This window comes from Nitrosomonas sp. GH22 (assembly GCF_009833115.1).
In the GTDB taxonomy this organism is placed as follows: Bacteria; Pseudomonadota; Gammaproteobacteria; order Burkholderiales; family Nitrosomonadaceae; genus Nitrosomonas; species Nitrosomonas eutropha.
The window spans coordinates 1-26,610 of sequence record NZ_QRCA01000029.1 but is presented as its reverse complement, the minus strand read 5'-3'; the positions used below and the strand labels follow the sequence as shown (position 1 = coordinate 26,610).

Here is a 26,610-nt window from a genome sequence, read left to right as displayed (position 1 = left end):
ACTGATTTAGGACAAATATATTGGAGTCATGCCCCGTTTTACACTACTGCCTGGCCAAAGCAAATTGCAGAGCCAGCTCATACCCCGCAGCACCCAATCCACTGATAACCCCAACAGCAATATCCGAGAAATAGGATGTGTGGCGAAAATGTTCGCGAGCATAGATATTGGAAAGATGAATTTCTACAAAAGGCAGATTTGTGGCAGCCAGGGCATCACGCAGGGCTATACTAGTATGTGTTAAAGCGGCGGGATTGATGATAATAAAGCCAGTGCCGTCATTCATGGCTTCTTGTACACGATCGATCAATTCATGCTCGGCATTGCTTTGAAAGGTATCCAACACCACAGAAGCTGCCTGCGCCTTCGCGACCAGATTCCTGTTAATATCTTCCAATGTTGTATGCCCATAAATGGACGGCTCTCTTCTACCTAAAAGATTCAAATTAGGACCGTGAACAACCAGGATTTTCGCAACCATTACACTATATTAACCATCCGCTTCCACGAATTAATTATGGCGTGTTATCGTATTATTGTACAGTTTTTTATGTGTTTTCGCCGAAGTTAAAGAATATTTAACCTCATTAAATCACAAAACAAGCAATTCAGGGGTCACGTTATTTATCTCTCATAAAACAACATCTGACAATAGGAATAATGAGTGATTTTATAGTGATTGGAGCTGGGATTATCGGTCTTGCCACTGCGCTCCGATTACTTGAAGAAGGGGCATCAGTCACGCTCCTTGAACGTCGCAAAGCTGGCTGCGAGGCATCATGGGCAGGCGGAGGCATTCTGTCCCCTCTGTGCCCCTGGAACTATCCGGACACCATAAACCGACTCGTCGCTTTCAGCACATCACTCTATCCAGAGTGGACTGCTGCACTTAGCGCGGCTACAGGAATTAATCCGGAATATCACGTATGCGGACTTCTCGCTCTTCCACCCTATGACTTGGATGAAGCTGTTAGCTGGTGCGCTGCTCATGCGGCACCGTTGACATACCAGATATTTCCACTTTCAACCCATGCTAGAACTCCGGGAATCTACGATTGCACCCAGCAGCAAGCTGATCAGGCACTATTGCTTCCTGACGTCGCCCAAGTTCGAAATCCACGTCTGTCACAAGCGTTATGCAAACGCGTCAAACAGCTCGGTGGAAATATAATTGAACACTGCGAGGTCCAGAAACTGAATGCTACCAGGCAGGAAGTTAGATCCATCCGGGTCCCACATAAAAACCTCTCTGCCGATCGATACATCCTGTCAGCCGGTGCATGGAGCAGGAATATTCTTGGAGAATATGCGTTGAATATTGAAATAAAACCAATCCGAGGACAGATACTGTTATACAAATTCCCGGAAAAACCTTTGCATTCTGTCGTATTGCAACAAGACCTTTATCTCATTCCCCGGCGTGATGGACATTTACTCGTCGGCAGCACAACCGAAGATGTCGGATTCGATAAGCGCATTACACTGGAAGCGAAAGACAAATTATCCAAATGGGCAGGAAAAATATTACCAAAGCTGAGTAATATGTTGCCGCTAAGACACTGGTCAGGCTTGCGCCCCGCCACACCTGGCAATATCCCCGTCATCGGGGCACATCCATTCCTTAAAAATCTTTATGTCAACAGCGGACATTTTCGCTATGGCGTCACGATGGCCCCTGGCAGCGCAGAAATATTAACAAACGAGATCATGCAACGAGCTCAACCTTTTGATACCACACCCTATCAGCAAGGATGGAATCTGTCTGGGTAATTTCAATCAGATATGCTTGTTGAAACCGGCTGGCTCAGCCTTTGGCAATGGGAATGTTACGGATTCAAGGACTCCCGCCAGCTCTTCCACCACCACACCCTGATTCGACTGTTTTGTCGCAATCTGCTCAAGACGCTCCAGTACCTGCTGAACCAGTATCTCCGGAGCAGACGCACCTGCAGTAATTCCAATACACTGCTTGTTGGCCAGCCAGCTCTCCTGCAACTGTGCCGCCTGATCGACCATATATGCTTCTACATTCTCGTTTCTGGCCACCTCACAAAGGCGATTTGAATTCGAACTGTTTGGCGAACCCACCACAATCACCAGATCACAGAGCTTGACCAACTTTTTGACAGCATCCTGTCGATTTTGCGTAGCGTAGCAAATATCATCTTTTTTCGGGCCAACAATCTTTGGAAAACGTCGTTTCAGTGCCTCAATCACGCGCGCCGCATCATCAACAGACAATGTTGTCTGGGTGACATATGCCAGATTATCTTCATCCTTGACCTGTAGTCCGGATACGTCTTCCGCTGTTTCCACAAGGTACATCGTCCCTTTTTTCTTCTCGATCTGCCCCATGGTTCCCTCAACCTCAGGGTGACCCTGATGGCCGATCATGACGATCTCCTTGCCCTCTCGGTCCATTTTGGCCACTTCCACGTGTACCTTGGTAACAAGCGGACAGGTAGCATCAAATATCTGCAGCTTGCGAGCGGCTGCATCTCTTCTTACTTCGTGGGAAACACCATGAGCACTGAAGATAAGCATGCTCCCTTCCGGCACTTCCTCCAAATTTTCTACAAATACTGCTCCTTTTTTCTCCAGATCTTCAACCACGAAACGATTGTGGACAACCTCATGCCTCACATAGATGGGGGCGCCATACATCGTCAATGCACGTTCAACGATTTCAATGGCTCGGTCAACACCAGCACAGAACCCTCTCGGGTTTGCAAGCAACACCTTGATCATCAGCCTATTTCTCCATGATTTACGCACAGGTTTGATTATAAAATAATCCTGAAGGGGTTTTCAGTTTTCATCTCTGAAGCCTATCCTATTAACACATACTCGTCATTCATCTTTATCCCGTTTCACCCGATTTGATAAGGCTATAAACAGGATGATAATTAAATCTTAAGCTTCCATTATATATAAACTTCTTAAAATCCTTTCTCTCTGGCTGTATACTTTCAAAATATTTCACGACATACGTGTTTAACCAGCTTCAAAACTTGATGGTTTTATTTGAGTACTCCTGATGGGCGCACTGATTTTTTATACTTTTATTTATTTCGTCGGGCATTTCGCTGCGCTCGGGCTAAACATAATTACAAACAAAAAACTGCTCAACCACCGCTTGGTCGGCTTGATTGGCGTAATCCTTGTGGCAATAATGCATGGCTACAAAATTATCAACAGCACCGGCCACGATGAAGACACGCTGTATGCGATAAGTTATTTTGTCGTTTTCCCGGTGGTGGTCATCAGCGCAGTTCTCTTTTATTTTGGTGGAAAAGATAAAGATGATAACAATCCCAAGTAAATGACAGGATTGTACGACATCTCTCCTTCTTTTTGATACATGACTTCTTTGTCACCTGACCAGATTATCCGCCAGGAAATTCTTGCACTATCAGCCTACCACGTCCCGCCCGCGAAGGACATGATCAAGCTGGACGCAATGGAAAATCCCTATCGGCTCCCCTCCTTTTTGGGTGAAGAGATTACCTGGATTACAGCAGGCGCGCATATCAACCGCTACCCTGATCCGCATGCCGCGGCACTCAAAGAAACGCTTCGAACATCGCTATCTATTCCAGATGGAATGGAAATCATGCTGGGAAATGGTTCAGATGAAATCATTCAAATCATCATGCTGGCAGCTGCAAAACCAGGAGCAAAGCTACTGACTGTTGAACCCGGATTTGCCATGTTCAAAATGATTGCTACATTTACAAATATGGAATATGTCGGCATTCCGTTAAGACCAGATTTCTCGCTGGATCTTGACATGATGCTCACGGCAATTTCACACCACCAGCCAGCTATTCTGTTTTTGGCCTACCCGAACAACCCCAGCGGCAATCTGTTTGACGAGGCCGCCCTGAATAAAATAATTCAAATATCCAAAGGTCTGGTTGTAATAGACGAAGCTTATCATCCATTTGCAGGGAAAAGTTTTATTGAAAAACTCCCAAATTATCCGAATTTACTGGTTATGCGAACGCTTTCGAAATTGGGATTGGCCGGGCTTCGCCTCGGGTTCCTGGTCGGCAGGCCGAGCTGGCTGTATCATCTGGAGAAATTGCGCCTGCCTTACAATGTCAATGTAATTACCCAGCTTATGGCAGAAAAAATCATGCAACATTACGATACGCTACAACATCAGGCTGACATAATTAAACAAACCCGAACCAAATTAAGAATCTTTCTTGAAAGTCTGAAAGGTGTTGAAGCCTATCCCTCTGATGCCAATTTCATTTTATTCCGGCTCAACAACGCCAGCCATGTTTTCAAGCAACTTCAGCAGCGTCGTATTTTGGTGAAGAACCTTGACAACAGCCACCCCTTATTAAAAAATTGCCTCCGTGTAACAGTTGGCACGCCCGAAGAAAACGATTATTTCTGCAATACACTGCAAGATTTGATCGCTGAAAATTAACCGGAAGACTAAACAAAACACTCCGTTCAAATTTAAATACTCATGCGCAAAGCCCAAGTTACTCGCAACACTCAGGAAACACAAATTACCGTAGCAATCAACCTGGACGGCCAGGGCAAAGCGGAATTGGATAGCGGCGTTCCTTTTCTTGATCACATGCTGGATCAGATTGCCCGCCATGGCATGATTGACTTGAATGTTGCAGCCAAAGGCGACCTTCATATCGATGCCCACCATACTGTGGAAGATATTGGCATTGCACTGGGTCAGGCACTGAATCGTGCCATTGGTGACAAAAAAGGAATATTTCGCTACGGTCATGCATATGTGCCTCTGGACGAAACCTTGTCAAGAGTAGTCATCGATTTGTCCGGAAGGCCTGGCTTGCAGTTCAACACCACATTTACACGTGCGGTTATCGGCTCTTTCGATGTCGATCTGATCCAGGAATTCTTTCAGGGCTTTGTCAATCATGCCATGATGACACTGCACATAGATAACCTCGCCGGTAAAAACGCACATCACCAGGCTGAATCTATTTTCAAGGCATTCGGCCGTGCACTGCGTATGGCTGTAACAATTGATCCACGCTGCGATGACCTTATTCCATCCACCAAAGGCGTGCTGTAGGTAAAAAAACGCTCAGAACATCTGATACGAACATGAACTCGATTGCCGTTGTAGATTATGGGATGGGCAACCTGAGATCGGTATCCAAAGCACTGGAATATGTCGATTCATCTGCGGTTGTCACGGTTACCAATGATCCGGAGGTTATCCGATCTGCCTCACGCGTTGTTGTTCCGGGCCAGGGTGCGATGCCTCATTGCATGGAGGCTCTGGATGATCAGGGTTTGCGTGAAGTAGTCGTCGAAGCAGCTCAAAATAAACCTTTTCTCGGCATTTGCCTCGGACTGCAAATGTTGTTCAAGGAAAGTGAGGAAGGCGATACCTCAGCACTGGGTATTTTGCCAGGCAGTGTGAAAAAATTAGACGTGCGTGAGACCGCCGGTAACAACACCCCAAAACTCAAGATTCCTCACATGGGCTGGAACCAGGTTCACCAGGTTATGGCGCATCCACTGTGGGATAGAATTGATACCGGCACACGCTTTTACTTTGTTCACAGCTATTACGTAGCTACAGATGAACCAGGAATCGTGGCGGGTAGTACCAACTATCCAACCCCATTCACATGTGCAGTTGCCAGAGACAATATTTTTGCCACCCAGTTTCACCCGGAGAAAAGTCATTCCGCAGGATTGGCATTATTGAGTAATTTCCTAAAATGGATACCATAACAACATTCCAGCATTATCCTATCCAGCATTTCCATTGTATTATCAATTTTTTTTCAAGTCTGATCATTAACCCCGATAACTTCGTATGCTGATTATTCCTGCTATAGATCTGAAAGACGGACAATGCGTCCGCCTGAAGCAAGGCATCATGGAAGATGCCACAGTATTTTCAGAAACCCCTGAAACAGTTGCACTGCACTGGCTGGATAACGGAGCCCGTCAGCTGCATCTGGTTGACCTTAATGGTGCTTTTGCCGGAAAACCTAAAAATGGTGAAGCTATCCGCGCGATAGTCGAAGCCATTGATGGAAGAATTCCAATCCAGCTGGGCGGAGGAATCCGCGATCTGGAAACTGTCGAGTACTATCTGGATAATGGCATCAGCTACGTAATCATTGGAACGGCTGCGGTCAAGATACCTGGCTTCCTGCACGATGCCTGCTATGCGTTTCCAGGTCAGATTATGGTCGGACTGGATGCCAAAGGTGGAAAAGTGGCTGTTGACGGCTGGTCCAAAGTAACCGGCCATGACGTTATTGATCTTGCAAAAAAATTCCAGGATTACGGTGTCGAAGCAATTATTCACACCGACATCGGTCGTGATGGCATGCTCAACGGCCTCAATATCGAAGCTACTGTGGAACTCGCTCAAGCGCTGACAATCCCCGTCATTGCAAGTGGCGGTGTGACCAACCTGGATGACATCAGGAAATTGTGCCAAGTCCAGTCCGAAGGAATCACCGGTGTCATCACCGGCCGGGCAATTTATCAGGGCTCCCTTGATTTCAAGGAAGCACAAGCCTTGGCAGATCAGCTGGATTCAGCAAAGTGATTGACATCACTCACTCACAGAAACTCACTGGCTTTGTGCTTTTTATCCCCTTCTTTTTTTATCTAATTTATTTCTGATAACTTTGACCAATGGGATTAGCCAAACGTATTATTCCCTGCCTTGATATTAAGGACGGGCGCGTCGTCAAAGGTGTCAATTTTGTCTCTCTGCGGGATGCAGGAGATCCGGTTGAAATTGCTCGCAGCTATAATGAGCAGGGAGCGGATGAACTCGTCTTTCTCGATATTACTGCAAGCGTGGAGAATCGCGATTTAATCCTGCATATTGTGGAAAAGGTCGCCTCACAGGTTTTCATCCCGCTAACGGTGGGAGGAGGCGTCTGCAAGGCCGAGGATGTGCGCCGGCTGCTGAACGCGGGGGCTGACAAGGTCAGCATCAACACTTCCGCAGTATTGAATCCGGAACTGATCAAGGAATCAGCAGATCATTACGGTTCTCAGTGTATCGTAATCGCCATTGATGCCAGGCAAACACCTGACGGAAACCCTGAATCTCCGCGCTGGGAAGTATTCACCCATGGCGGGCGCAAGCCAACCGGGCTTGATGCGATTGAATGGGCTCAAAAGATACAATCCTTGGGTGCCGGAGAAATTCTGCTGACCAGCATGGATCGTGATGGCACTCGTTCCGGATTTGATCTTGTTCTGACACGCACAATCTCCGATGCAGTAGACTTACCCGTTATTGCCAGCGGTGGTGTAGGTAACCTGGATCATCTGGTGGATGGTATTTTGCAAGGCCATGCTGATGCAGTGCTGGCAGCCAGTATTTTTCATTATGGCGAATTCAGTATCCGTCAGGCCAAGGAATATCTGTTATCACACGGCATAGAAGTCCGCCTGTAAGAAAGTGGAACACGATCTTTACTTCTGAGTCGCCACAATTACCATGGAAGCCGCTTTTCCTACGGTATTCCCACATTTTGCAAGTATTCCTGAAACTGTTAAGATCGCCCTGAAAGCAGCAGCACACAAGGAGCAGCTAATGACAGATGAATGGCTTGATACAATAAACTGGTCAGTTGACGGCCTCATCCCGGTAATCGCACAGGATGAAAACGGCGGCAAGATTTTGATGGTGGCCTGGATGAACCGCGACGCGCTCAAACGTACTGTCGAAACTGGTGAAGCAGTTTACTGGTCGCGCTCCAGAAAGAAGCTGTGGCACAAAGGTGAGGAATCCGGCCATACCCAGATAGTCCAGGCAATCCATCTGGATTGTGATAAAGATGTCCTCCTCCTCAGTGTGGAACAAAAAGGGGGGATTGCTTGCCATACAGGCAGGCAAAGCTGCTTTTTCCGCCAATTGAAAAATGGGGAATGGGTAATCACAGAGCCCGTTATCAAAGACCCATCACAAATTTATACCCAATGACCTCCTCTTCAACGATATTACAGCGACTGACTCAGACGATTGAAGCACGTAAGAGCGCCGACCCTGCTCATTCCTACATCGCAAAACTGCTAAGCAGCAACGAAGATAAAGTGCTAAAAAAAATTGCTGAAGAAGCCGCTGAAACTATCATGGCTTGCAAGGACAATGACAGAGAACAGATTATTTATGAAACAGCGGACTTGTGGTTTCATTGCTTGATCATGCTTGCCAGGCACGACATCTCGCCGGAAGCTATACTGTCGGAACTGGAGCGAAGAGAAGGAGTATCCGGTATCGAAGAGAAATTGTCACGATCTCAAAACCAACCTGAGCCAACTAAGGCTGAATGATATGGAAGATTGTATATTCTGCAAAATCGTACGTGGTGAAATTCCAGCCACTAAAATCCATGAAGATGATGAAACAATAGCGTTTTATGATATTCATCCGGCAGCGCCTGTGCATTTTATGCTGATACCCAAACAACATATCGAATCATTAAATGAAGTTGACCTGAGTCATCAGCAGCTACTCGGGAAAATGCTGTGGCTAGCTCCCCGCTTGGCGGCAGACCAGGGATGTACAGATGGGTTTCGAACCATTATCAACACCGGGCGGGTAGGAGGACAGGAAATTTTCCATCTTCATCTTCATGTTATTGGAGGGAAAGACCGCCTACCCGCCATGATTCACCACGGCTAATCCGCTTAAGGAGCAAATAATGGGAAGTTTTAGTATTTGGCACTGGCTGGTTGTTCTGGCGATCGTTGTACTGGTATTCGGAACCAAAAAACTCCGCAACCTTGGCAGCGATCTGGGGGGAGCCGTTCGTGGATTCAAAGAGGGTATGAAGGGTGCTGAAGAGGAATCTTCGCAACCACCTCCTTCACAGCAACAGGTAACCAGCCATTCAATCAAAAATGAAATAGAAGAAAAAGATCACACAAAGGTGTGATCTGGCAATATGGCTCTGTACAATCACGGGAACAGGATTTTCCGGATAATCTCGAAGCAGCATTCAATGCTATCCGAGCCTGCAAATGTTTGATATCAGCTTCACTGAACTTATCGTCGTTGGAATTGTAGCCCTTATTGTCATCGGGCCAGAACGATTGCCGGCAGTTGCACGCACAGCAGGTTATTTTCTGGGACGGGCTCGGCGTTATGTCGAACAGGTAAAGCGTGATTTGAACGAAGAAATGGAGTTGGACAGCCTGAGGAAGCTCAGGGATTCCATGCATGAAACCGTCGATTCATTTGAGAATTCGGTGCGCAGCGAAATAAACAAAATATCGGAGATAGCAGATACCCAGCCCACAGCCATACCCGAAAAAAAATCTCATGCAGTTGAATCAGGGGGAAAAACAGAACCCGAGAATACCGAGACAGCCGCCTCATCAACCCCTAAAGAACCCCGGCAACTGGGCAGTTAGTTTTTGCAGTGATTCAACCACTGCAAACTGCCAGTAATCTCCTCTTTATTAAGCGACTCAATTTAACAACAGGATAAACCACAGCAACAGATGGATGATGACAATACTTTTATTTCGCATCTGGTGGAATTACGTGCCCGGCTGATTCGAGCACTGCTGGCATTATTTCTGGGTTTTCTCCCCTGCGCTTTTTTCGCGCGAGAGCTGTACAGTTTCCTGGCCTTTCCTTTGCTGGAAAAATTGCCGCAAGGTGGTCAAATGATTGCTACAGAGGTGGTGACTCCGTTCTTCATCCCAATGAAAGTTGCGTTAATGGTGGCATTTCTCGTCACCCTGCCACACACGTTTTATCAAGTTTGGGCATTTGTCGCACCCGGCCTATACAGCCACGAAAAACGCTTGTTTTTGCCGCTGGTATTCGTCAGCAGCCTCCTGTTCTTCACAGGCATGGCATTCGCCTACTTCGCCGTACTACCACTGGTATTTGAATTCATCGTCTATTTCGCGCCAGAAGGTGTCGCTGTCATGACTGACATCAGCGAATACCTCAACTTCGTATTATCAATGTTCCTGGCTTTCGGCATCACATTTGAAGTACCGATTTTCGTACTGATCCTCATCCGTACCGGTCTCGTTTCAATAGGAAAAATGAGATCCGTCCGCCGCTTTGTTCTGGTTGGTGCATTTATCATCGGCGCGATTTTCACCCCGCCTGATGTCATGTCGCAGATCTTGCTGGCAATTCCTTTATATCTGCTTTATGAATTGGGTATCCTCCTTGCTGCCCTGTCGATGAAACAATCCGCTCGGGAATCAGCGCCACCCGCCATGCAGCATCAGCGTGACAATACTGGAAAAAACGAATAACAAGAACCAATTTACCAACCACATACCAACAGCAAAATTCTCCCTGCACCACAGAAGAATTACCAGCCAGTTTCGGAACCATCCTCCCGGACCATTCTTGACATGGTCATAGCGCTGCTATAGTCTCCACTCCCTTGCTTGAGGTGTCCCAGATGCATTTGCACGAGGGATGAAACGGGAAGTCGGTGCGCACTGGAATCAAACAATGCAATGCCGACACTGCCCCCGCAACGGTAAATGAGTCAATATTCTGCACACGCCACTGTGCCATCCGGCACGGGAAGGCGCAGAATCAGGAAATAAATCCACTCACAAGTCCGGAGACCGGCCTGAAGCAATATCATGTTATTGCGGAGGGCAATACACGGCACCGGATCTTATTTCTGGCATTTAATTATGTCAGGTTCCCTGCTGTTTCTCCGCAATCTGTTTATAACCCGATCATCGCGCGGGTGTGCGCGGAGGAAACAATGTCCAGAAATCATGCTTCATCTGTACTGGCTCTATGGCTGGGAATCAATCTTTCTGCCGTCTCATGGGCGGAAGAAATCAACTATCTCGAAAACCCGGTTGTCGTTACCGCTAGCCGTACTGATCAAGCCGCGGAAGATACACTTGCCTCAGTTACCGTCATTACACGAACTGATATTGAGCGTCAGCAGGCACGTTCCGTGCAAGATCTGCTGCACGGTATCGCAGGTATCAATGTCGCCAATACCGGTGGCCCTGGAAAATTGACCACACTTTTTCTGCGAGGTACAGAATCCGACCACGTACTGGTTCTGGTTGATGGCATCAGAATGGGCTCTGCCACCTCCGGTTTTAGTGAAATCCAGAACTACCCGGTAGAGTTGATTGATCGTATTGAGATCGTCCGGGGACCACGTTCCAGCTTATACGGCCCGGAAGCGGTAGGTGGCGTCATCCAGATCTTCACACGTAAAGGCGGAAAAAAGGGATTAAAACCCACCCTCAGTTTTGGGGGGGGCAGCTATGGAACCATCAATGGCTCAGCTACTCTCTCCGGTAGCAGCGAACACGCCTGGTTTAATCTCGGCATCAGCGGATCAGACACCAATGGCTTTAATGCCTGCAAAGGTTCTTTTAGTGCGGGATGCTTCACCGTTGAACCGGACAAGGATGGCTACCGTAATATCTCCGGCTCGGCCCGTGCCGGCTACCACTTCGACAGCGGATTGGATGTCGAAGCCAGTTTTTTACACACTGATGGACATTACGAATACGACGGCGGCTTTATCAACCGAACCAAACTGGCACAACAGATGTTCGGAGGAACTGCGCGTTATTCGCCTTTTGAGCCTTGGCGCATCACCTTAACAATGGGGCGCAGTAATGAAGATTCCGATAATTTCAAGGAGAAAATGTTCATGACGCGCTACCACGCCCGGCGCGATACGATCTCCTGGCAAAATGATATCACTGTAACCCCGAATCAGCTTTTGACCATCGGCACAGATTATCTGTATGATCATGTCAATAGCACGGAAAAATTCACCACTACCTCACGCTATAATTGGGGTGTATTTGCACAACACCAGATTTCACTCGCAGCGCACAAACTGCAGCTTTCTTTACGTCATGATGACAATCAGCAATTCGGCAGCCAGGTAACCGGTGGTGCTTCCTGGGGCTATTCACTGACTGAACGGGTCAGGCTGACTGCTGGCTTCGGTAGCGCGTTTAAAGCCCCTACCTTCAATGAACTGTATTTCCCTGGATTTGGCAACCCTCATCTCAAGCCGGAGGATGCCCACACAGTAGAACTGGGTGCAACTGGCCGGTTCGACCGAGGTAATTGGTCACTTAACCTGTATGAAACCTGGATTGATAACCTGATCTCATATAATGCGGCAACATTCGCTCCAGATAATATAGACAAAGCGCGCATACAAGGATTGGAAGCTATCCTCAACACTGAAATCAAAGGCTGGCTGATTCAAACCAACCTCACTTTTCTCAATCCAGAAAATCGCTCCAAAGGTGCTAATCGAGGCAATATCCTACCACGACGCAGCAAACAGGCCTTCCGGATTGATGCCAGTCGCCAGCTTGGTAATTTTGTGGTGGGGGCACTGTTTCTTGCGGAAGCCAATCGTTACGATGATCTGGCAAATAAGCAGCAGCTGGATGATTACGTCAAAGTCGATTTACGGGCAGAATATCTGATCAATTCACAGTGGCGCATACAAGGACGAGTTGAAAACCTGTTTGACAAGGACTATGAAACCGCTGCATTCTTCAACCAACCCGGGCGCAGCTTCTTTGCTACCCTGCGCTATCAACCATAGGATAAAACCATGAAGCCATTACCATTACACTATCAATACCTGATCGGGTTCATCCTGATCGCCCTGATGATTGCCACCCGCGAATATCACTTCGCCTCATTGCACAGCCTGCCAGGAGCTTCCTGGGCCGTCTTCTTTCTGGCCGGCCTCTATCTTCGTTCAAGCTGGTCATTACCTGGTTTTCTCGCATTAACCTGGATACTCGACTCTTCAGCTTACTTCACTGTTGCAGAAAGCGAATTCTGTCTGACTACAGCCTACGCCTTCCTGCTGCCTGCCTATAGCGCCCTCTGGGCTGCTGGTCGCTGGTTTGCTACACACTATCAATTCTCATGGCGGGCATGGATGCCACTATCCTTCAGCCTTCTGATCGGTGCAATGCTATGTGAATTATTCTCCAGTGGCGGATTCTATTTCTTCTCCGGTCAGTTTACAGAAACCAATTTTGCTGAATTCTGGCAGCGTGAACTGTACTATTTCCCGCTTTATCTCCAGTCTTTACTGTTTTACGTCAGCATGGCAGCAGCAATACACATCCCTCTTGCGTTGATCCATCAATCGCGTTACCCCCGGAATAATGCAATCAGCCAATACCAATAATGAACGCTGAAGCAGATCGGGCGCAGCGCCACCGTGCCCGAATGCAACGCCAAAAGACAGTTGTCGATGCCGCGATTGCCCGTGCTGATAAAAGTAAAGGCTTGCTGCTGGTATTGACCGGCAACGGCAAGGGTAAATCAAGCTCCGCTTTCGGCATGGCTGCCCGCGCACTGGGTCATAGTATGCGCGTTGGCGTCGCGCAGTTCATCAAGGGGCGCTCCGACACCGGCGAAGAAGCTTTCTTCCAACAGCAGAAAAATATCATCTGGCATGTGCTGGGGGAAGGCTTTACCTGGGATACACAAGATCTTGAACGCGACAAGGAAACTGCCAGACGTGGATGGGCAGTTGTACAAACCATGCTGCATGATCCCTCCATTGACCTGCTGATACTGGATGAGCTCACCTACCCGCTCAAGTTTGGCTGGCTGGACATCAATACCGTATTAGCTGATCTGCAGAACCGCCCGGCGATGCAGCATGTTGTCATTACCGGCCGTGCCGCACCGGATGCTTTATGCCAGACAGCCGATACCGTCACTGAAATGCGTGATATCAAACACGCCTTCCAGTCTGGGATCCAGGCACAAATAGGGATTGATTACTGACAACGCCACTCCGGAAGCTTGTCAGTAGAAGAAACCTTACAACTGCCCAGGACCCATCAGTAAAACGCTGATTTATCCGCCACTAAGAGGCCTGCAAGGCCGTAGTATCCAGAATCTATTGATTTTGAAAAGCCTCTGGAGGCTCATCACGTTCGCAGTTATAGTTTCAATAACGCTTATTGATTTGATCAATATCCTCTTAAATAATAAAATTTTTGTCCAGAATACATAAAAACAGTAAAATTTCCAGGATATATACACGTCAGGCTGTTTAACGACACAAATGGTATATAGAGAAAAGACAAGTACAAAACGATATTGCAACAGGCTATCGATCATCATGAAGTGGCCGAACGAACATATCGGTATGTCACATGAGACGATATTGCAGAAACTGGAAAATATGGCAGTGTAGTTTCGCACGCAGTACGATCCGAACAGAAACTCAACTACATGCAAACACTCCCATAGAACACACATGAATTCCTGGAATCATTGAAAATAATCATGCTTAAACTTATACGAGATAAAGGGCCGAAAGAGACGATAAATACGCTCATAGTCGCTGAAAAAGCCAGAATCAATCATCAAGATATTGAAGAACTGCTACTGAAGTATCAAAGAAGCTACCCGGAAGACGCCACCAGAAGCATAACAGAGGTTACGAATCCAACTCAGGAGAAGCATGAAGGCCTGAGAGTGTTCGTAATCCAGACACGGATAGCGCTTATGCTGGCAAATTCCTACGGACTTGAAGCGTATCAGACTTTAAAAACGTTTATGGAGAGGCAAGGTTACAAGACGCAGCCTGACTCCATGTCCGTGGTAACAGAACAGAAAGACTAAATCCCAATATCAAATAGCCGCTTTTTTCCCCTTGTGTCAGGCTAGTTGTCGCAAGCGTTGATTCTGTTGTGGTGCTGGCGCAACACTATGCGTCACCGAACAGACGACCTGAAAATGGAAGTATCGCGACGTTTTTACCGATCGATCACACACGCCACACCGGCTGCAAACTACGCTTACACCAGCACAAGAAGCCATTGCGATTTATCTGCATCGCTCACTGCTGCTGCCTTTGGATGATCTGCTGGCCATCACCCGTGAATTTTTGTGTCGAGTGCCGACAGGCCCGGTCTTGGCTTGGCTGATCAGATAAATTGCCAGGAACCAGATGCTTAGCGACAAGTGGGGGCTTTGGAACAAGGCGCCTACAATCAGAGATTGTCTGCAGACGGCAGCGCTTGCTTGCATTGGAAGTTCTTGTATTTTCCTGCCTTAAGCAAGTAGTAATTTGCGTTGCCGCAGCCTGGGCAGCTAAATTCTTACGGCCAACGAGATACTTCCAATACATCCGCACATTGCTCATCCGTGCCAAACTGTGTAAGAAATCAAGTAAAGACAAGCCTACTTAAAATTGAATACAGTTCATGGCCATGATAATTCCTCTTTGATAGGTTTGTTTGGGCCGCTATGCGCCTTATCATAGAAAAAATCGGGTCTGGCTGAACAATCTTTCTAATCAGGTAAAGTTATGATGTATGGGATTGTAACGAAGAAAAATTACAGTAATTGCTATAGATCTCAAGTTTCACGGAATATATAAATTCCAGGCACAAAGATCGGGTATTTATTCACTGGTACTTGTCGCATGCGACAATATGTCACATTGTTTATTCCAATGGCTTATTTGATACTTGGTACCCAGGCTATGCAAGACAGGGAGTTTCCGAGCATAGCCTCTTTTACCAATCACTCAAATATTAAGAAAAAATTTAGATGAACAAGACGATCAAATGCGCATTACTTTTCGCTGCTGGTATAACCTCGCTACCCGCCGTTGCTCATATCAGCTATAGCAGCCGTGATTTTGGAATCTACGATTCGACCACTGGCGGCTCAAACACCATTCTTCATCAGTTCGTAACAGGTAACTACGGTTGGATAGATGGAACTGATTCCGACCAGGGGAACAGCCACGGAGTACTGCCTTTCCGATTTACGCTTACCAGCTCGGCTAGCGTAAATCTCAGTTTTCGGGAAGATAGCGCGATGACTACCAACTACAAAGGTGAAGAAGCCCTTTCAATGCTGGGATTGGCGCCTGGATTCTCGCTATATCGAGGATTAGCTCACGTTTCACCTCACGAACTTGATCATGACAACACTGACGGTTCTAAACTCCTGCGCCCCGAAGGCAGCGAAGGCTCATTCGTGGCACTGGCTGACTGGAGCATCACCAACGAAGATGATCCGCAGGCATTGGATCCAAGCTACCTCAGCTATATCGGGCACGCTTATGATGGTGCCATGAACTATGGTACTGGACTCATTCCAGGTGGAGATGGTGTGGCTGATAATTTCGTATCAAAAACATTTCAACTTGATCCAGGTGACTACTCTGTCTTCGCAGGAGGATCAAGTTATTGGGACCAACTGGAGGACAATCCAAACCTTGCAGCCCGCTATGGTTTGAACGCTTCCTTTAGCATAATGCAACAAGTTCCCGAACCAGGGACATACACTCTACTGCTGATCGGCCTGGGGTTACTGAGCATCGTCAAACGCCGCAGACAAGTGTATTAACAACAGTACAATCGTTGGTATCTCTCAGAAACGCTTACTTCACCCGCATGCCTGGTTGTGCGCCGCTGTCCGGGGCGAGCAAGAATGGGCCGCCGCTTTCACCGCTTGCAGCCAGCACCATGCCTTCTGAGAGTCCAAATTTCATTTTGCGCGGAGCAAGGTTAGCGACCATCACAGTCAGCCGTCCTTTGAGTTGTTCCGGGTCATAGGCAGATTTGATGCCTGCGAAGACGGAACGCTGTTCAGAGCCGATATCCAGTGTCAGTTGCAGCAGTTTGTCGGCACCGGGAACATGTTGTGCGTCGAGAATCTGGGCAATGCGCAGATCGATCTTGCTGAAATCCTCGATTGAAATTGTTTCGGCAATGGGAGCAATGACACGTTGTTGTGCTTCAGCATGCCGCGTGAGTGAATGAGTGTCGTTACTGGTCGTCATGGTTTGTCGGTTGGCCTCTGTCAGTGCAGCAATTTGTTTGGGATCAATACGGGTGATAAGGTGTTGATAAGTATTAATAGTGTGACCTGCCGGCAGCAGCATAGTGGATAAAGGTTGTCCTGCTTGCTGTCTGGGCCAACTCAGCGCCGTCCAATTGAGAAAATGCTCGATGCGTTCAGCGGTATAGGGCAAAACCGGTTTCAGATAACAAGAGAGTAGATAAAACATCTGGATACCCAAGCTGCAGGCACGGTGTAATTCGCGCTCTCGTGTCTCATCCTTAGCAATTTCCCAGGGTGCAAGCGCGTGGATCAGTTCGTTGATCTCATCCGTTCGCTTCATGATATGGCGTATCGCGGCAGAAAAATCGCGCGCCTCGTAGGCTGCTTCGATGACGCCCGGCTGCCAGCTGGAGAAATGTTCATCCACCGTTTGTTGCAGCAGTTGATAATCTTCCCCCGCCACCAGCTTGCCGTCGAAACGTTTGCTGATAAATCCGGCACAACGGCTGGCAATGTTGATGTACTTGCCGACCAGATCCGCATTAACACGCGCAACAAAATCTTCCAGGTTAAGATCGATATCTTCCATGCTGCCGTTGAGCTTGGCGGCATAGTAGTAGCGTAACCATTCCGGATTCAGCCCCTGTTGCAAATAGCTTTCCGCCGTAATAAACGTGCCGCGTGATTTACTCATTTTTTCGCCATTCACGGTCAGAAAACCATGAGCAAAAATCTGTGTGGGGGTACGATAACCCGCGTTCTCCAGCATTGCCGGCCAGAATAGTGCATGAAAATAAAGAATATCCTTGCCGATGAAATGATACAACTCCGTGGTGGCACCCTTTTTCCAGTATTGATCAAAATCAATCCCTTGCTCGGCGCAAAGCTTTTTGAAGCTGCCCATGTAGCCGATCGGTGCATCCAGCCACACATAAAAATACTTGTCTGTTTCACCGGGAATTTCAAAGCCAAAATAAGGTGCATCGCGTGAAATATCCCAATCGGATAATTTATTCTCACCCTCTTCCCCCAGCCATTCCGCCATTTTGTTGGCTGCCTCTGCCTGCAAATGGTTGCCTGAGCGTGTCCATTTACGTAAAAAATCACTGCAACGCGGATCAGATAGCTTAAAGAAGAAATGCTCCGATGCTTTTCGGATGGGCGTTGCACCGGAAATAGCGGAATAGGGATTTTTCAGCTCTGTTGGTGTATAGGCCGCGCCACAGGCTTCACAGGAATCTCCATATTGATCAACCGCCCCGCATTTCGGGCATTCACCTTTAACAAAGCGATCCGGCAGAAACAGGTTTTTGACTGGATCATACAGTTGTTCTATCGAACGGATTGCAATCAGCCCGGCTGCTTTCAGTTTTTGGTAAATATCCTCGGCGTAGTAGCGCGTTTCATCGGAATGTGTGCTGTAATACTGGTCAAACGCGATATGGAAACCGGTAAAATCACGCAGATGTTCTGTATAGACCCGCGCAATCAATGCTTCCGGTGAAATACCCTCCCTTTCAGCACGCAGCATGATGGGCGTGCCATGCGCATCATCCGCACAGACATAATAGACGGTATGCCCCTGCATTTTTTGGAAACGTACCCAGATATCGGTCTGGATATATTCAACCAGATGCCCCAGATGAATGCTGCCATTGGCATAAGGCAGCGCGGAAGTTACCAGAATATTACGTACAGTCATCGGTTACTCATCAATTCAAAATATATAATAAGAGAAGATTGTAGCAAACCAGCTGGCGCGATATTTGCTAACATCAATACTTTTGTGGCGGGAGCACGCTCATCAATGATCACACAACAACAAATTGAAACGGTGCTGGGTCAGATTATTGATCCCACGACCGGTAAAAATTACCTTACCAGCAAAACTGTCAACAACATTCAGATCAATCAGACCAGCGTTGTAATAGATATCGAACTTGGCTACCCGGCTAAAAGCGTGCTGGAAACCGTCCGTCAGCAGATTGAACACGCCTTGCGTACCCTGCCCGGAATCGAATCGGTCACAGTCAATGTCACCAGTAATATCATTGCCCATGGTGCACAGCGCAAACTCAAACTTTTACCCGGTGTCAAGAATGTGATTGCAATCGCTTCCGGTAAGGGGGGTGTAGGTAAGTCTGCTACTGCAGTCAATCTGGCACTGGCACTGGCAGCTGAAGGGGCAACAGTAGGTATTCTGGATGCAGATATCTACGGCCCGTCACAACCACAAATGCTTGGCGTCAGCGGACAGCCGAATTCACCGGATGGCAAAACTATCGAGCCGATGCGGGCGCACGGTATTCAAATGATGTCGATTGGTCTGCTGATTGATGTGGAAACCCCAATGGTCTGGCGTGGTCCGATGGTAACGCAAGCTTTGCAACAGCTACTGAATGACACCCTCTGGCAAGATTTGGATTATCTGCTTATTGATCTGCCACCTGGCACGGGTGATATTCAACTGACACTCGCCCAGAAAATTCCGGTGACCGGCGCGGTCATCGTCACTACGCCACAGGATATTGCCCTGCTGGATGCCCGCAAGGGTCTGAAAATGTTTGAGAAGGTCGGCATTCCTATTTTGGGAATCGTGGAAAACATGAGCCTGCACACCTGTTCGAACTGCGGACATACCGAGCCGATTTTTGGAACGGGGGGCGGTGAAAAAATGAGCAAGGATTACAACGTCGAGCTGCTGGGCGCCCTGCCACTGGATATCCGTATCCGCGAGCATACTGATGCCGGCACACCCAGTGTCGTGGCCGAACCAGACGGGCAAATCGCCACCATCTACCGCACGATTGCACGCCGCGTAGCAGCGAAAATCTCCGATATGGCGCGTGATTACACGGATGTATTTACACAAATTATCATGGAAGACGATTAATTAAGGCCGCGCATGTCGATCAAATCAGATAAATGGATCCGCAGGATGGCCGCCGAATACGGCATGATTGAGCCATTCGAGCCTGGTCAGGTTAAACAGAAAGATGGGCACAGCATCGTCTCCTACGGTACTTCCAGCTATGGTTACGACATCCGCTGTTCGGATGAATTCAAGCTGTTCACCAATCTGAATTCAACCATCGTTGACCCGAAACGTTTCGATTCAAACTCGTTTGTTGATTTAAAAAATGATATCTGCATCATCCCGCCCAATTCCTTCGCGCTGGCACGCACAGTTGAATATTTCCGCATCCCGCGCAATGTGCTGACCATCTGCCTCGGGAAATCCACTTATGCTCGCTGTGGCATCATAGTCAATGTCACACCATTTGAGCCAGAGTGGGAGGGTTACGTCACACTGGAGTTCTCCAACACGACCCCCCTGCCTGCCAAGATTTATGCCAATGAAGGCGTTGCCCAGGTTATCTTTTTTGAAGCGGATGAAGTATGTGAAACATCCTACAAGGATCGCAAGGGTAAATACCAGTTTCAACAAGGAGTGACGTTGCCAAAAATATAGATTTGAGAAATACCAAAAGGTATTTCTTACCAGCTCCTCTTGCCCCACTTCTGATACTTCATAACAAGAAACAGAGCCAACTACCCACTATTCGGTTTTTGGCTGGTATATTCGGCCGGAGCAAAAAACACCAGCACGCTCAGATCCTCTGTTATGTCATAAAAACAGTGATCAACATTGGCTGCTACAAAAATAATACTTCCCGCTGAAATCTGCCGATGGTCGCTACCCACCCGCATACTCGCCTGGCCCTGCGCCACATAATAAACTTCATCCTCGGCATGCGGTTCCTGCAAATCAGACGATCCCGCAAGCAGGGTGTAAATCCCCATACTTAGTGATGGCGTCCGCAAGAACTCCAGATAGGTATCTCCCGATTCCTTTTGCCGGGTGATTAAATCCAGTAGTTTGTATATATCCATACCTTCCATTCTCCTGATCAAATCAAAAAACAATAATGGCTCATTCAGGCCGGTTCTGTCTGCCGCGCTGCCGGATCCTGACGATAAAACTGGGCCAGCTGCTGATATACCGCTGGAAAATGGTGCTTCACCTGATGTGGCCTGATAAAAAAAACTTCACTCAATACCGCAAAAAATTCTGCCGGATCCGTTGCTGCATAAGGATTGATACCCGTTCCTTCACCCTGCTCCACCTGTCTACAGAAAATCTCATAAGCCTGGCTGAAAACCTCAGCCCAGCTGCGCGGATCCATCCCATTATGCAGGGGCGGATAACCGTTGGCAGAACCATTCAGCATATCCAGCTTGTGTGCAAATTCGTGTATCACCACGTTATGCTCATGATGAACATGAGCCACATCCTCCCATGACAGAATCACCGGCCCGGTCAGCCAGGATTCACCCGAAGCCACCATCCGCCTGGTATGTACAATCCCTATTTCATCCCGATAGACGCGATTGAGAATAAACTTGCCGGGGTAGACGATTACTTCTACCCAGTCATCGTAATATTCCGGGTCCAGCTTCAAAATCAGCAAGCAGGCCTGCGCCGCGATCATTACACACATCGCTTCTGTCATGATCAGACCCTGCACTCCATTAATTTTTTTGTCATGCAAAAAAATTGTCGACCATTCCCGCAACCGATGGAGTTCATTCCGAGTCAATCCATACAAGAACGGTAATTGATCCACTACCGGTTGCCAGATAGATTCGGGAATAAGTTTACGTTTGAGAATTCGGCGACGCCGCCATTTTTCCAGAAGCCAGATCATTCAATCACCTGAAAGCATCATGTTGCATGAGAAAAAGAGTACCGTTTGTTTGTTCCAAGAGTTGGATTTACGATTTTCATGGAGAAAATCTGTTACCGTCTACAGATTGCAAGGCACAGGAGACATGATGACAACTATAATTTCTAGCATCCCAGTACACTTGCCCATTCTGCTGATCTGCCCTTTCTCTTCCGTGCCATGACAAATCAACTTGCAGATAAGAATACCGAAGCGCTGCGACAAACGAAGTGGCATACACTGACTCAATCTGAGATTGAGAAAATTCTGCAAACCGGGCCTAATGGCCTGAAAACTGCTGAAATCCAGGATCGTCTTGCCCGATTCGGATCGAACCGCCTGCCTCCACCCAAACGACGCGGGCCATTGATTCGTCTGCTGATGCAATTCCACAATATCCTGCTGTATATCATGACTGCTGCAGCGCTCATCACCGCTCTACTGGATCACTGGGTGGATAGCGGCGTACTGCTGGCTGTAATCATGGTTAATGTCTTTATTGGTTTCATTCAGGAAGGAAAAGCCGAAACGGCGCTTGATTCTATCCGGGCCATGCTGTCGCCCCGCGCAACCGTCATCAGGGATGATTCCCGCCATGAAATAGACGCTGCTGAACTAGTACCAGGTGATGTGGTATTGCTGGTTTCCGGCGATCGAGTGCCGGCGGATATTCGCCTGACTTCAATCAGGGAATTACAGATTGATGAAGCTACACTGACTGGGGAATCCATACCAGTAAAGAAACACATTGAAACAAGCCTGCCCGATACCTCGCTGGGTGATCGCTCCGGCATGATCTATTCCGGCACCCTTGTCGTATTCGGCCAGGCCAGTGGAATTGTCGTCTCTACCGGCAGCACAACCGAGCTGGGCAAAATCAACCAGATGCTCACGGATATAAAGAGTCTGTCCACTCCATTATTACGTCAGATTGATAACTTTGGCCGCATACTGGCCATCGCCATTCTTGCAGCTTCTGTCGCAACTTTCGTACTGGGCACCATTTGGCGCGGCCATGCTCCAGAAGAGATGTTCATGATGGCGATCGCGTTGATCGCTTCGGCGATACCAGAAGGGTTACCGGCCATCATGACCGTGACACTAGCGCTGGGGGTTCAACGTATGGCACGACGCAACGCCATCATCCGGCAACTGCCCGCTGTCGAGGCACTGGGATCGGTGACTGTCATCTGCTCTGACAAGACAGGTACGTTGACCCGCAATGAAATGACCGTGCAGCATGTGATCTGCGCCGACCATGTATTTAATATCAGCGGCGTTGGCTATACACCAGCAGGTGAATGCAACATTGACGGACATGTCATTGATCCCGCCCATTATCCGGCGCTTACCCTGGCAATACGCACGGGCGTGCTGTGCAATGATGCACGATTGCAAAAGGAGCACGGTCAGTGGCATGTGGAAGGAGATCCTACCGAAGGCGCTCTGCTGGTGCTGGGTGAGAAAACCAGTTTCTCCCGCCACCTTGCCAATACTGCCTGGCCACGCCTGGATGTCATTCCGTTTGAATCACAATATTCCTTCATGGCCACCTATCACCGCGACAGTGATGATAAGCCCTGGATCTTCGTCAAAGGAGCGCCGGAACGTATTCTGGAGATGTGTACAACCCAGTTGCACCAGAATAATGAACAGCCGCTTGATGCCGGCTACTGGCAGCGAATGGCAACCACCACGGCGGCTCAAGGATTACGCTTGCTGGCATTGGCTTGCAAACGTACGGCACCACAGGAAAACAATCTAAAAATGACCGACATGGAAACAGGATTCACGCTACTGGCTCTGGTTGGCATCATCGATCCGCCCCGTGAGGAAGTCATCCGGGCAGTAGCGGAATGCCATCGCGCCGGAATCCGGGTCAAAATGATTACCGGTGATCATGCGGAAACAGCTTGCGCCATCGGGGCACAACTGGCTATCGGCACCGGTAAACCGGCTCTTACCGGGGTAGAAATCGCTGCCATGGACGATAACGCCTTGCGTAATGTAGTCATGAATATCGACATATTCGCCCGCGCCAGCCCGGAACACAAACTGCGCCTGGTAGAAGCTTTGCAGGCCAGTGGACAGGTAGTGGCCATGACCGGCGACGGTGTGAACGATGCACCGGCGCTTAAACGCGCGGATGTCGGCGTGGCAATGGGTATGAAGGGGACTGAAGTTGCCAAGGAAGCATCCGATATCGTGCTGGCAGATGACAACTTTGCCACCATTGTTTCTGCTGTACGTGAAGGTCGGGCTGTTTACGACAATCTGAAAAAATTCATACTATTCATGTTACCGGTCAGTGGTGGCCTAACGTTGATAATCATTGCCGCCATTTTGTTCGAACTCACACTGCCACTTACACCAGCACAGGCATTGTGGATCAACATGGTAACAGCCAGCACCCTGGGACTGGCGCTGGCTTTCGAACCGGCAGAACGCAATATCATGAATCGCCACCCACGCCCACCGGCTGAGGCATTTCTGTCTGGTTTTTTTGTGTGGCGCATTCTAATGGTATCTGTGCTGATGATGATCAGTGCACTTGGCTTGTTTCTGTGGGAGCTGGGTAATGGCACCCGGATTGAAACAGCGCATACGATCGCTGTTAACACGATCGTAATGGCAGAAATGTTCTATTTGCTTAACAGCCGTCATATTTTTGCCCCGATTACGCTTATCAAAGGCCTAACCGGTAATCGTTATATCCTGCTGACCATTGTTGTCTGCACGCTGCTACAGATTGTTTATACCCACCTACCCGCCATGCAGGCCATATTCAAATCAACTGATTTGTCAGTGCTGGAATGGTGTAAATCCATTGCCGCTGGATTGATGGTGTTCTACGCGATCGAACTGGAAAAATTCATTATCCGGTGCACTCACTTTGTTTCATTGACAGCCAAAGGTTAGAAACTCACTCATCGCAAGAAGTGAACCCTTAGTAGCGGTTATGATGGCGAGCAGAGTACACTAGAAAACAAACAGTGAACGACAGAATTTTTATAGATAAAAGAGTATGCCAAACATTACAATCTGGTAATCATGACAAGAACTGTATTCACAATATTCTAAAGAAATAAGTTAAGAATCTGATTATTACGATTGTAGATAAGGAAGCTGCAAAAATTATCAAAAGTAATTTCAGCAAATATCTTTTTGCCCTTTTTGGCAAAATCAACAGTAGCATTAATATTACTGATCCAACCGCAATTAATGTTAGCACTTCTAAAAATTCCTGAAATAACACTGTTTATCCACGTGAAAGAAAGTATCCAAACATACACATCCAGATTCTCGCACAAAAGACAGGCACGATACGCCAGGAAAGCGATCGAGAAGATTGCGGATCCTTGTCCATTATTAAACCTATTTCAAGCTTTTCAGCACGCTATCAGAACAGATAAATCTTCAAGATTTCCTGGTCTTTCCTTTTCCCACAGTCATAGTAAATTCGGCAAGGATAAAGCTATCCATACAGGCAGAAACGGGAGAGGCTGGATCACCGCTCGCCATGTTCTATTTGCGGCCAAATGACTAAATCTTCTGATGAAAGAGAATTATTGATCCTGGGATGATAAGAAATATCATCTTTACGAACACCGGTGGTGTGAAGTAATTCAATGAGCGGGAAAATTATTCCACGGCCAATATTTCCAGCTCAGACGGTCCCTTCACAATCTTCATTATCCCCAGGCTCACCGTCACCGCACGCATGAACAATCTGCGATTATGTAGCTACTCCCTCCTCAAGTAATAATTCAGCCGGTTTGTCATACACCAAAACGGTTTTCTTGAAGTGCTCAGCATACTGGTAAATATCTGAAAGATCTGTTACGGACACTATCCTTTCCTCTTTTTCTTCAAATAGCCCCAGCGTCATCCTGGAAGGATTATTGAATCGCAAGCGACAGATTGGCTTGCGATTATTGTCATCAAGCAATATCGCGCAGTAGCTTTTAGAATCTCGCATAACCACTCGCTTCGGATCGACAGTTTCCCGAAGAATTGCACGGACAATACGATACCCCTCAAATTCTTCTTCAGTTGTAATGATCCCATCTGAATCCTGATCAGAGATTATGTTGTCTTTCTTCAACTCTTCTGATGGTTCCATAGCCAGCTTGAGTCTCTCATTGATTTTGTCCGAAATAAGTTGTTGAAATGCATTCTTGGTTATCAAAGTAAATTGCTCCTTTATTGCAGGAGTTATACGTTTTCCATTAATGACTTCGGAGCATGCCAATCTGACAAAATCCTCAGATGGGGCAACCATCCAATCAGCTAGAACATTGTGGATCGCTCTTGTATATTTCAGATCACTTGCCGTATTTAATATCAACTCAACATTGAACGCAGGCTTGGCAAATTTTTTAAGCTCCTCTACATACTGATCCTTGAAGTCAAGAATATTGAATTCAAGAAATGGCTTTTCATCCATCTTATTTGCTTGTTCCAGGTCAGTGAAGAAGCGGTACAAAATACCATTTGTAAGCACTCCAAAACGTGCTTCCGTCGCATGAAAATATCTGAATAATTGTGATGCATGACCAATATTCAGATCACTCCCGCTTTTCTTACATTCAAAAAGCATAATCGGCTTGCCATCCTTCAGAATGGCATAATCAACTTTTTCTCCTTTTTTCATCCCTACGTCAGCTACTAATTCTGGCGTCACTTCATTTGGGTCAAACACGTTGTAGCCAAGTATTTGTATGAATGGCATGATTAATGCATTCTTTGTTGCTTCTTCAGTTTGTACCGTATCTTTTATCTTTCTAAGATGTTTAGTCCCACGGTGTGCTGGTGTAACATATAACCAGCTACGGAGGGATGATTTATGGGACAGATATTACACGGAAGCGCCCGCACGACAGCGGCGGTGCGTCGAGCGATACAAAATAGTCAAGAGAGTCTGAATGTTCTGGCCAAGCGGCATGGGATTAATCCAAAAACGGTAGCGAAGTGGCGGAAGCGGGAATTCACCCACGATGCACCGATGGGCCCCAAAGAGTCGCACTCGACTGTTTTAAGTCTGGAAGAAGAAGCCGCTGTTGTGGCGTTTCG

General features: G+C 47.6%; 27 protein-coding genes, 2 pseudogenes and 1 riboswitch. Of the genes and pseudogenes, 23 read left to right on the top strand and 6 right to left on the bottom strand.

From position 1 onward, the window contains the following. Nucleotides 1-43: 43 nt before the first annotated feature. Nucleotides 44-481 (bottom strand): type II 3-dehydroquinate dehydratase, encoded by a 438-nt coding sequence (gene aroQ, locus ABF86_RS08960; protein ID WP_011634935.1) that lies wholly within the window; start codon nt 479-481, stop codon nt 44-46. A 179-nt stretch (nt 482-660) separates the two neighbouring features. On the opposite strand from aroQ, the gene thiO reads away from it, so the two are divergent. Next, nucleotides 661-1,770, top strand: a complete 1,110-nt coding sequence (gene thiO / locus ABF86_RS08955) for a glycine oxidase ThiO (protein WP_011634936.1) — start codon at nt 661-663, stop codon at nt 1,768-1,770. Between the two features lie 6 nt (nt 1,771-1,776). Here thiO and ispH read toward each other — a convergent pair whose 3' ends face one another. Next, nucleotides 1,777-2,748 (bottom strand): 4-hydroxy-3-methylbut-2-enyl diphosphate reductase, encoded by a 972-nt coding sequence (gene ispH, locus ABF86_RS08950; RefSeq protein WP_074455820.1) that lies wholly within the window; start codon nt 2,746-2,748, stop codon nt 1,777-1,779. A 289-nt stretch (nt 2,749-3,037) separates the two neighbouring features. On the opposite strand from ispH, the gene ABF86_RS08945 reads away from it, so the two are divergent. The 18 genes and pseudogenes from ABF86_RS08945 (at nt 3,038) to ABF86_RS08860 (ending at nt 16,372) form a co-directional block, all read left to right on the top strand. After that, complete coding sequence (locus ABF86_RS08945; protein WP_074685032.1) at nt 3,038-3,322, top strand: hypothetical protein; 285 nt, start codon at nt 3,038-3,040, stop codon at nt 3,320-3,322. 39 nt (nt 3,323-3,361) lie between these two features. Then, nucleotides 3,362-4,441 carry a histidinol-phosphate transaminase gene (hisC, locus tag ABF86_RS08940; protein WP_074685031.1) on the top strand — a complete coding sequence of 360 codons (1,080 nt, stop codon included), beginning with the start codon at nt 3,362-3,364 and terminating at the stop codon, nt 4,439-4,441. Nucleotides 4,442-4,483: 42 nt separating this feature from the next. Further along, a complete protein-coding gene (hisB, locus tag ABF86_RS08935) occupies nt 4,484-5,071 on the top strand; it encodes an imidazoleglycerol-phosphate dehydratase HisB (RefSeq protein ID WP_011634940.1) in 588 nt (195 codons plus the stop codon). A gap of 32 nt (nt 5,072-5,103) precedes the next feature. Beyond that, a complete protein-coding gene (hisH, locus tag ABF86_RS08930; RefSeq protein ID WP_011634941.1) occupies nt 5,104-5,742 on the top strand; it encodes an imidazole glycerol phosphate synthase subunit HisH in 639 nt (212 codons plus the stop codon). Between the two features lie 85 nt (nt 5,743-5,827). Beyond that, complete coding sequence (hisA, locus tag ABF86_RS08925) at nt 5,828-6,574, top strand: 1-(5-phosphoribosyl)-5-[(5-phosphoribosylamino)methylideneamino]imidazole-4-carboxamide isomerase (protein ID WP_011634942.1); 747 nt, start codon at nt 5,828-5,830, stop codon at nt 6,572-6,574. A gap of 89 nt (nt 6,575-6,663) precedes the next feature. Then, entirely contained in the window at nt 6,664-7,440 is a 777-nt protein-coding gene (gene hisF / locus ABF86_RS08920; protein WP_074455817.1) for an imidazole glycerol phosphate synthase subunit HisF, read from the top strand. Nucleotides 7,441-7,579: 139 nt separating this feature from the next. Beyond that, complete coding sequence (hisI, locus tag ABF86_RS08915; RefSeq protein WP_011634944.1) at nt 7,580-7,969, top strand: phosphoribosyl-AMP cyclohydrolase; 390 nt, start codon at nt 7,580-7,582, stop codon at nt 7,967-7,969. Beyond that, the gene (locus ABF86_RS08910) at nt 7,966-8,319 is read left to right on the top strand and encodes a phosphoribosyl-ATP diphosphatase (protein WP_011634945.1); all 354 of its coding nucleotides are present in this window, start codon (nt 7,966-7,968) and stop codon (nt 8,317-8,319) included. The genes hisI and ABF86_RS08910 overlap by 4 nt, the downstream gene beginning before the upstream one ends. Before the next feature lies 1 nt (nt 8,320). Continuing rightward, nucleotides 8,321-8,671, top strand: a complete 351-nt coding sequence (locus ABF86_RS08905; RefSeq protein ID WP_011634946.1) for a histidine triad nucleotide-binding protein — start codon at nt 8,321-8,323, stop codon at nt 8,669-8,671. A 19-nt stretch (nt 8,672-8,690) separates the two neighbouring features. Next, entirely contained in the window at nt 8,691-8,924 is a 234-nt protein-coding gene (tatA, locus tag ABF86_RS08900) for a Sec-independent protein translocase subunit TatA (protein ID WP_074685030.1), read from the top strand. 85 nt (nt 8,925-9,009) lie between these two features. Continuing rightward, nucleotides 9,010-9,402, top strand: coding sequence for a Sec-independent protein translocase protein TatB (gene tatB, locus ABF86_RS08895; RefSeq protein ID WP_074455816.1), 393 nt, complete (start codon nt 9,010-9,012; stop codon nt 9,400-9,402). A gap of 90 nt (nt 9,403-9,492) precedes the next feature. Then, nucleotides 9,493-10,269, top strand: coding sequence for a twin-arginine translocase subunit TatC (gene tatC, locus ABF86_RS08890; protein WP_074685029.1), 777 nt, complete (start codon nt 9,493-9,495; stop codon nt 10,267-10,269). A 124-nt stretch (nt 10,270-10,393) separates the two neighbouring features. Continuing rightward, nucleotides 10,394-10,617: riboswitch (cobalamin riboswitch) on the top strand. 122 nt (nt 10,618-10,739) lie between these two features. Then, nucleotides 10,740-12,578: a TonB-dependent vitamin B12 receptor gene (btuB, locus tag ABF86_RS08885; RefSeq protein WP_083341446.1), complete on the top strand. Its 1,839-nt coding sequence runs from the start codon at nt 10,740-10,742 to the stop codon at nt 12,576-12,578. Between the two features lie 9 nt (nt 12,579-12,587). Further along, nucleotides 12,588-13,178, top strand: coding sequence for a hypothetical protein (locus tag ABF86_RS08880; RefSeq protein ID WP_011634951.1), 591 nt, complete (start codon nt 12,588-12,590; stop codon nt 13,176-13,178). After that, nucleotides 13,178-13,786 carry a cob(I)yrinic acid a,c-diamide adenosyltransferase gene (gene cobO, locus ABF86_RS08875; RefSeq protein WP_011634952.1) on the top strand — a complete coding sequence of 203 codons (609 nt, stop codon included), beginning with the start codon at nt 13,178-13,180 and terminating at the stop codon, nt 13,784-13,786. The genes ABF86_RS08880 and cobO overlap by 1 nt, the downstream gene beginning before the upstream one ends. A 507-nt stretch (nt 13,787-14,293) precedes the next feature. Continuing rightward, nucleotides 14,294-14,632: a hypothetical protein gene (locus ABF86_RS08870; RefSeq protein ID WP_074685028.1), complete on the top strand. Its 339-nt coding sequence runs from the start codon at nt 14,294-14,296 to the stop codon at nt 14,630-14,632. Nucleotides 14,633-14,771: 139 nt separating this feature from the next. Continuing rightward, a pseudogene (locus tag ABF86_RS12865) lies at nt 14,772-14,900 on the top strand (IS481 family transposase); the annotation flags it as partial. Between the two features lie 665 nt (nt 14,901-15,565). Beyond that, complete coding sequence (locus tag ABF86_RS08860) at nt 15,566-16,372, top strand: PEP-CTERM sorting domain-containing protein (RefSeq protein ID WP_074685027.1); 807 nt, start codon at nt 15,566-15,568, stop codon at nt 16,370-16,372. A 34-nt stretch (nt 16,373-16,406) separates the two neighbouring features. Here the strand turns inward: ABF86_RS08860 and metG are convergent, their stop codons facing one another. Beyond that, nucleotides 16,407-18,512 (bottom strand): methionine--tRNA ligase, encoded by a 2,106-nt coding sequence (gene metG / locus ABF86_RS08855; protein WP_074685026.1) that lies wholly within the window; start codon nt 18,510-18,512, stop codon nt 16,407-16,409. Nucleotides 18,513-18,617: 105 nt separating this feature from the next. On the opposite strand from metG, the gene apbC reads away from it, so the two are divergent. Then, on the top strand, nt 18,618-19,703 hold the full coding sequence (gene apbC / locus ABF86_RS08850) for an iron-sulfur cluster carrier protein ApbC (RefSeq protein WP_074455811.1): 1,086 nt from the start codon (nt 18,618-18,620) through the stop codon (nt 19,701-19,703). Between the two features lie 12 nt (nt 19,704-19,715). After that, nucleotides 19,716-20,282: a dCTP deaminase gene (gene dcd / locus ABF86_RS08845; RefSeq protein ID WP_011634957.1), complete on the top strand. Its 567-nt coding sequence runs from the start codon at nt 19,716-19,718 to the stop codon at nt 20,280-20,282. An 80-nt stretch (nt 20,283-20,362) separates the two neighbouring features. Here dcd and ABF86_RS08840 read toward each other — a convergent pair whose 3' ends face one another. Continuing rightward, entirely contained in the window at nt 20,363-20,704 is a 342-nt protein-coding gene (locus ABF86_RS08840) for a cupin domain-containing protein (protein WP_011634958.1), read from the bottom strand. A gap of 44 nt (nt 20,705-20,748) precedes the next feature. Next, nucleotides 20,749-21,519, bottom strand: coding sequence for a M90 family metallopeptidase (locus ABF86_RS08835; protein ID WP_011634959.1), 771 nt, complete (start codon nt 21,517-21,519; stop codon nt 20,749-20,751). A gap of 198 nt (nt 21,520-21,717) precedes the next feature. On the opposite strand from ABF86_RS08835, the gene ABF86_RS08830 reads away from it, so the two are divergent. After that, nucleotides 21,718-24,456: a cation-transporting P-type ATPase gene (locus tag ABF86_RS08830; RefSeq protein ID WP_074685025.1), complete on the top strand. Its 2,739-nt coding sequence runs from the start codon at nt 21,718-21,720 to the stop codon at nt 24,454-24,456. Nucleotides 24,457-25,273: 817 nt separating this feature from the next. On the opposite strand, the gene ABF86_RS08825 is transcribed toward ABF86_RS08830, so the two are convergent. Further along, the gene (locus ABF86_RS08825) at nt 25,274-26,317 is read right to left on the bottom strand and encodes a type I restriction endonuclease (protein WP_074685024.1); all 1,044 of its coding nucleotides are present in this window, start codon (nt 26,315-26,317) and stop codon (nt 25,274-25,276) included. A 66-nt stretch (nt 26,318-26,383) separates the two neighbouring features. On the opposite strand from ABF86_RS08825, the pseudogene ABF86_RS08820 reads away from it, so the two are divergent. After that, nucleotides 26,384-26,610: pseudogene (locus ABF86_RS08820) on the top strand (IS481 family transposase); the annotation flags it as partial.

What these genes read in the sequence shown, in the direction of transcription:
- aroQ (WP_011634935.1), bottom strand. Translation starts at nt 481, where the DNA reads ATGGTTGCGAAAATCCTGGTTGTTCACGGTCCTAATTTGAATCTTTTA.
- thiO (WP_011634936.1), top strand. Translation starts at nt 661, where the DNA reads ATGAGTGATTTTATAGTGATTGGAGCTGGGATTATCGGTCTTGCCACT.
- ispH (WP_074455820.1), bottom strand. Translation starts at nt 2,748, where the DNA reads ATGATCAAGGTGTTGCTTGCAAACCCGAGAGGGTTCTGTGCTGGTGTT.
- ABF86_RS08945 (WP_074685032.1), top strand. Translation starts at nt 3,038, where the DNA reads ATGGGCGCACTGATTTTTTATACTTTTATTTATTTCGTCGGGCATTTC.
- hisC (WP_074685031.1), top strand. Translation starts at nt 3,362, where the DNA reads ATGACTTCTTTGTCACCTGACCAGATTATCCGCCAGGAAATTCTTGCA.
- hisB (WP_011634940.1), top strand. Translation starts at nt 4,484, where the DNA reads ATGCGCAAAGCCCAAGTTACTCGCAACACTCAGGAAACACAAATTACC.
- hisH (WP_011634941.1), top strand. Translation starts at nt 5,104, where the DNA reads ATGAACTCGATTGCCGTTGTAGATTATGGGATGGGCAACCTGAGATCG.
- hisA (WP_011634942.1), top strand. Translation starts at nt 5,828, where the DNA reads ATGCTGATTATTCCTGCTATAGATCTGAAAGACGGACAATGCGTCCGC.
- hisF (WP_074455817.1), top strand. Translation starts at nt 6,664, where the DNA reads ATGGGATTAGCCAAACGTATTATTCCCTGCCTTGATATTAAGGACGGG.
- hisI (WP_011634944.1), top strand. Translation starts at nt 7,580, where the DNA reads ATGACAGATGAATGGCTTGATACAATAAACTGGTCAGTTGACGGCCTC.
- ABF86_RS08910 (WP_011634945.1), top strand. Translation starts at nt 7,966, where the DNA reads ATGACCTCCTCTTCAACGATATTACAGCGACTGACTCAGACGATTGAA.
- ABF86_RS08905 (WP_011634946.1), top strand. Translation starts at nt 8,321, where the DNA reads ATGGAAGATTGTATATTCTGCAAAATCGTACGTGGTGAAATTCCAGCC.
- tatA (WP_074685030.1), top strand. Translation starts at nt 8,691, where the DNA reads ATGGGAAGTTTTAGTATTTGGCACTGGCTGGTTGTTCTGGCGATCGTT.
- tatB (WP_074455816.1), top strand. Translation starts at nt 9,010, where the DNA reads ATGTTTGATATCAGCTTCACTGAACTTATCGTCGTTGGAATTGTAGCC.
- tatC (WP_074685029.1), top strand. Translation starts at nt 9,493, where the DNA reads ATGGATGATGACAATACTTTTATTTCGCATCTGGTGGAATTACGTGCC.
- btuB (WP_083341446.1), top strand. Translation starts at nt 10,740, where the DNA reads ATGTCCAGAAATCATGCTTCATCTGTACTGGCTCTATGGCTGGGAATC.
- ABF86_RS08880 (WP_011634951.1), top strand. Translation starts at nt 12,588, where the DNA reads ATGAAGCCATTACCATTACACTATCAATACCTGATCGGGTTCATCCTG.
- cobO (WP_011634952.1), top strand. Translation starts at nt 13,178, where the DNA reads ATGAACGCTGAAGCAGATCGGGCGCAGCGCCACCGTGCCCGAATGCAA.
- ABF86_RS08870 (WP_074685028.1), top strand. Translation starts at nt 14,294, where the DNA reads ATGCTTAAACTTATACGAGATAAAGGGCCGAAAGAGACGATAAATACG.
- ABF86_RS08860 (WP_074685027.1), top strand. Translation starts at nt 15,566, where the DNA reads ATGAACAAGACGATCAAATGCGCATTACTTTTCGCTGCTGGTATAACC.
- metG (WP_074685026.1), bottom strand. Translation starts at nt 18,512, where the DNA reads ATGACTGTACGTAATATTCTGGTAACTTCCGCGCTGCCTTATGCCAAT.
- apbC (WP_074455811.1), top strand. Translation starts at nt 18,618, where the DNA reads ATGATCACACAACAACAAATTGAAACGGTGCTGGGTCAGATTATTGAT.
- dcd (WP_011634957.1), top strand. Translation starts at nt 19,716, where the DNA reads ATGTCGATCAAATCAGATAAATGGATCCGCAGGATGGCCGCCGAATAC.
- ABF86_RS08840 (WP_011634958.1), bottom strand. Translation starts at nt 20,704, where the DNA reads ATGGATATATACAAACTACTGGATTTAATCACCCGGCAAAAGGAATCG.
- ABF86_RS08835 (WP_011634959.1), bottom strand. Translation starts at nt 21,519, where the DNA reads ATGATCTGGCTTCTGGAAAAATGGCGGCGTCGCCGAATTCTCAAACGT.
- ABF86_RS08830 (WP_074685025.1), top strand. Translation starts at nt 21,718, where the DNA reads ATGACAAATCAACTTGCAGATAAGAATACCGAAGCGCTGCGACAAACG.